This window comes from Alloyangia pacifica, assembly GCF_900116195.1.
Classification (GTDB): Bacteria; Pseudomonadota; Alphaproteobacteria; order Rhodobacterales; family Rhodobacteraceae; genus Salipiger; species Salipiger pacificus.
The window spans coordinates 1-4,872 of sequence record NZ_FOZW01000034.1 but is presented as its reverse complement, the minus strand read 5'-3'; the positions used below and the strand labels follow the sequence as shown (position 1 = coordinate 4,872).

Genomic DNA, 4,872 nt, shown 5'->3' with positions numbered 1-4,872 from the left:
CCACTCACTTTGCATCCCTGGCGAAATACGCGCTCGGCATTGTCCTCGAACCAACGGCGGACAAGCCTCGCCCTTTTTTAGGATGTCACGCTCCTCCGAGACCCGCGCCAGCTCCTTCTTCAGACGCCGGATCTCGGCGTCTTTCTCCGCCTCTCCCGAGGACGCCTTCGCGAACTTCTTCTTCCAGGCGTAGAGCGAATACGCGCTGCCCCCCAAACACTCCGACACTTCCCTGACCGGGTAGCCCCGCTCGGTAATCTGCGCGACCGCGTCCCGCTTGAACTCATCGCTCAACTTGCTGCTGCTCATCATGACCTCCTTGCCTCAAAATTAGCGAAGAAGGCGTCCACGATACACGGGGCTATTCAGTCTTCGCTGATCTCATTCGCCGCACCTCGCCTGAGACCCGCTCGAACGTGTGTCTCGCCGCCCTCGGCGCGACGTGGCTCGCGCAAGGCGACGGCTACAGGCACAGGCCCGAGGCGCTCGCCGCTTCCGAGGCCGCGATCGGGCTGATTTCTGACAGCTTGTCCGCGCTTCCCTTCCGCGTTTACCAGGAAGGTGAGGCCGGGCGCGTCGAGGCAATAGAGGCGGGTTTGGTGAGGCGAACGGCGGGTAGGTTCTCATTTCTCATGGTGAAGGCCTCCCTCCACCGCGCCCAGCAACATCTCCGACCCGCTGCCGGCGGCGTAATCCTACCATGGAGACCCAGCACCACGATGCTGTAAGGGGCGCCAAGTCCTAACCGTGGGTGCCGGGCCAAGCGCTTGCAACAGAGCATTTGGCTGGTGACAGCCCGAACTCGACATTCCTCTCGCGTTGCCCCGTACGGTGAAGCGGACCTTCATTTTGAGCCGAAAGGACGACCAAAGAGCGGGCAGAGCCGCCGCTTATTTGGGCCCCCGTAGCCGAAGTCCTGACACTAAGGAGGAGCAGCCATGCGTATTCCGCTTGTTCCGGGCGCTGAGCGTTGACGCCGAACATTTGTCAGCGGGCGGCACCTTCGGGTTTTCTTGCCCGGGCGATCATCTCGATGAAACGCATCTCTATGCCCGCAGGTCGCGCGGCCAGTCGCCAGAATAACAGGATCGTCGTGCCATAGGTTAGGATGGCCAAGATCGAGAAGCTCCCCGCCAATAGAGCTGTAGCAAGCAGTGACTCAGCCGTCGCGGCCACATTCGCGCCGTAATAGGCCACCGGGGCCATGGTGGTTAGACCCGCCAGCGGCCGCATGACGGCCATAACTTGCTCCTTTGGATCGGCCTTGATGAGCCATTGAACAAATAGCGTTGAGACGCCCGCTATGAATATATTGCCGAGGCCGATTCCATAAACCACGCCCAGTGCGCCGCCGAAGCGATAGCCGATCAGAATGGCGAGGATGCGGATTGCGAAGTTCACGACACCAAGCCAGAATACGAGGTCTGCGCGCTTCATTGCGAATGCAAGAGAGCGGAAGGGAATGCGGAACAACGTCGGCATCATGGCCAGCGCGAGGCCTTGAAGGAAGGGTGCCGTGTTTGCCCAGGAGGGCGAAAGTACGAGTAATACGATCACGTTCGAAAATGCCGAAAGCAGCATGTAGATCGGGAGTCCGATCATGAAAATTGCGCTATCTGCGAGGAAATATCCGCGACGCAATCGGTCGGCTTGCTCTAGAAGCGAGTTGAAACTCGGCATCAAAGAGCTAGAAATTGACCTTCTGACTGTAACTTCCGCGATATTGGAAATTTGAGACGCAACGTTGTATTGCCCCAGCTGGCCCATGGGGATCAGTGCGCCAAGGATTAGCTTGTCTGCCTGCGATGCAATCGCTGCCAGGATCTGTGCGGGAAACATCCAGGCGAGGTAGCTTGAGAAATATCTCCATTCCGAGAAATCTAGCTTGGGCCGATATGGGGCGATGATATAGGAGGCGGCGACGCTCGTGATCGACCACACTGCCGGGGACACGATGAGCGCCCAATGGTTTGGGAAAAAGGAGACAAATATCACTGCGCTGAGCATTCCCGCGATCTTCCCACTTATATCGATCATGAAGCTCGGCCTGAGTTGAATTCGGCGCGCGAGGAGAGCCATTCTGGGACTCATGAAGCTTCGGGCGGATATTGAAGCGGAAAGTGCTAAAATTATTGCAATCAATCGATCATCTTCGAAGACTCGTGCTGCGATAGGTGCAGCGATACACGCTGAGATGATAATTATTGCCGCTCTTAACACCGCAAGGCTGAACGCAGTGTGGAAAAACACTAGGCGGACAGCTTTCACATTTATCAGCGGCACATCAATAGGGAGGGCCACCACTGTGGAAATGATTGCAGTCACGGAGGTCGCTAGAGCGATCAGACCGAAGTCGTCCGGCGCCAGAAATCGCGCCAGGACCATCAGCAGTATGATATCAGAAAAACGGGCAAGAAAGCGTGCGCCGAGCACCCAGATGGTGCCGGTGATCGAGCGTTTGGCAAGGTTTTTACTGCGACGGTAGCCGCGAGGGGTCATGTTGTCTGCATCCTAAAAAGAAACTGGAAAAGTTTGTATACGTCGGCAAGCTGACATGTTGTGGCATTGGGGATCAGTCCTCGAACTTGACCTGATCCCAGGGAGGGGTTCGAGCAGCGGCGTGTGTTGTCGACATATATTTCTTTGCTTTGAGGCAGAGAAGCTGTCACAAGCGCCGCCAAGTTCAGCAGAAATTTCGAGCGCAGAGAGTTATGGCAAGGCATTGCGCGACATTGCCCCGCCAGAGACGAATCTGCGTGAGCTTGCGGTCGGTAGTCTCTTCCCTTTCGGTTTGGGAGAAGAAAGTCGCGCAGGTCAAGGCGGACTTCGGCGGAGCCTTGGGTTGCTGACAGCCGTTCGTCCGGTCCACGGGTATTCAAGCGGATCGGCGCCAAGGCCAATTTGATTGAAACCGCCGCTCCCGTTGCTTTGTAGGCAGTCAGGCAGCGGCCATTCCTCACTGGGTTGCGCTTTTGCGTCATTGGCCCGCCAAACACGCCACCGCCGCATGACACGTGTGTGTTACCCGCTTCCACATGGCCGCTCATATGCGGGTCAGCATCCTCTTGACGGCATAGTAGAACGAATCCCCCAGGATGCGCCTAGCGGAGAGTTTGAGCGTGCCAAGATGGGAGCCCAGCGGCGGCACTTCTCGTCGAAGGCGGCCCATCGGACGGCTCTCGCCGACAATCAGTGATTGTGTGGCGATGCAAAGGACAGGACGGCCGCTGAGTTCAGCGATCCTCGCAGCGTCGTCGGCTTCGCTCTCGACGAAGAGCTTCGCGTCCAGTGACTTGTAAATACGCGCCTTATACTCTGTGGAGCGATGGCGGTCTTCGTCCGTGCTTGTCATGATCAGGTCGCGGTAGCGCACGCCGTTCTTCGAAAGCCATTCCTCTGTCGCGGCGCGGTAGCGTTCGGGCCTGCTCGTAACCAGCCAACGGATCTCACCTGAGGTTGCGAAGAGCTTTTCGGCAGTTTCGATGAACTTCCGAAATTCTGTGCCATTGTCATCTTCGTGCGGCTCAGGTTTCCGGCACAATACGCCATCAATGTCGACGCAAGCCGCCTGCAAGACCGCGTGATGCATCATGTTCCATTGGCATATGGGGGCTGGTCCGGCCTTCTCCAAGACAATGTCCACATCCGGATGGCGAGCGACCGGCGCGAAGACTGCACAAAAGACGAGACGGCCGGAAACATCCGCGAGCGCGGCTCGAGCTCGCTTGAAGGCCTGTCCGGAGCCCACCGTATCGTCGATCACCAGTACAGTTCGATCCGATGCGCGGGCGCGAGAAAGGTCGGGGGCATCCTTCGTGGTGCCGTGCCCGAAGATGCGGTTTTCGACGAGCCCGTCGAGATCGGTCACTGGCAGGTTCAGCTGTGTCGCGATCATGGTGGCTGGTAGCATTCCGGAGCGTGGAATGCCGACCACCAGATCGATTTCTCGCGGCAGCTTGCGGCGATTGGATAATATTGCCTGCCACAAATCGAACGTATTTATAAAATCCATTGAACAATTTCCACTAAGAATAAAAAAAAATTAATAAAAGGTTGCCATCCTCGCACTACATGTCAACAAAAATTTACAATCTGGGGCACTTGAGCGTTTCTTCTCCGGCCGGCAAAAAACACAAGAACTTCCACAAGATCGACTGTGAGCATCTAAATCTTGAGCGCGGGGTTGCTCTTGATTTCGTTGATGAGGAAGTCCTGATTGCAACTTTTGCGTGATATTCCGCATGGTGGGGGCACGTCATGCTGCCTAGGGTATCCTTGCTCGAATACCTGTCCGAGGACATTTAGATGGCGGGGTTGATGTGATTTAAATAATTGCTCGTGCGGGATAAATTTCATGTAGAATGCGAAACCATCGAGAGAACTGGCCTCCCAGGATATACCCGTGACAAGATTCTAAAGGTCGACTGACTAGTCTCAAAGGTGACGTATGAACAACCTTGGGGTGATCATCTTGGCAATAAATCTTTCAACAATTCACTCAGGCTGAATAGCCCCGTGTATCGTGGACGCCTTCTTCGCTAATTTTGAGGCAAGGAGGTCATGATGAGCAGCAGCAAGTTGAGCGATGAGTTCAAGCGGGACGCGGTCGCGCAGATTACCGAGCGGGGCTACCCGGTCAGGGAAGTGTCGGAGTGTTTGGGGGGCAGCGCGTATTCGCTCTACGCCTGGAAGAAGAAGTTCGCGAAGGCGTCCTCGGGAGAGGCGGAGAAAGACGCCGAGATCCGGCGTCTGAAGAAGGAGCTGGCGCGGGTCTCGGAGGAGCGTGACATCCTAAAAAAGGGCGAGGCTTGTCCGCCGTTGGTTCGAGGACAATGCCGAGCGCGTATTTCGCCAGGGATGCAAAGTGAGTGG

The 4,872-nt window shown here is 56.4% G+C and carries 2 protein-coding genes and 2 pseudogenes; 1 reads left to right on the top strand and 3 read right to left on the bottom strand.

Annotation, left to right across the window (positions count from 1 at the left end):
- The 3 genes and pseudogenes from BM397_RS28780 to BM397_RS28765 all read right to left on the bottom strand — a co-directional run.
- Positions 1-312, bottom strand: a pseudogene (locus tag BM397_RS28780) (transposase); the annotation flags it as partial.
- A gap of 675 nt (positions 313-987) precedes the next feature.
- A complete protein-coding gene (locus BM397_RS28770) occupies positions 988-2,499 on the bottom strand; it encodes an oligosaccharide flippase family protein (protein WP_092431569.1) in 1,512 nt (503 codons plus the stop codon).
- 544 nt (positions 2,500-3,043) lie between these two features.
- Positions 3,044-4,012, bottom strand: coding sequence for a phosphoribosyltransferase family protein (locus BM397_RS28765; RefSeq protein WP_092431566.1), 969 nt, complete (start codon positions 4,010-4,012; stop codon positions 3,044-3,046).
- Positions 4,013-4,560: 548 nt separating this feature from the next.
- Here BM397_RS28765 and BM397_RS28760 point away from each other — a divergent pair.
- Positions 4,561-4,872: pseudogene (locus BM397_RS28760) on the top strand (transposase); the annotation flags it as partial.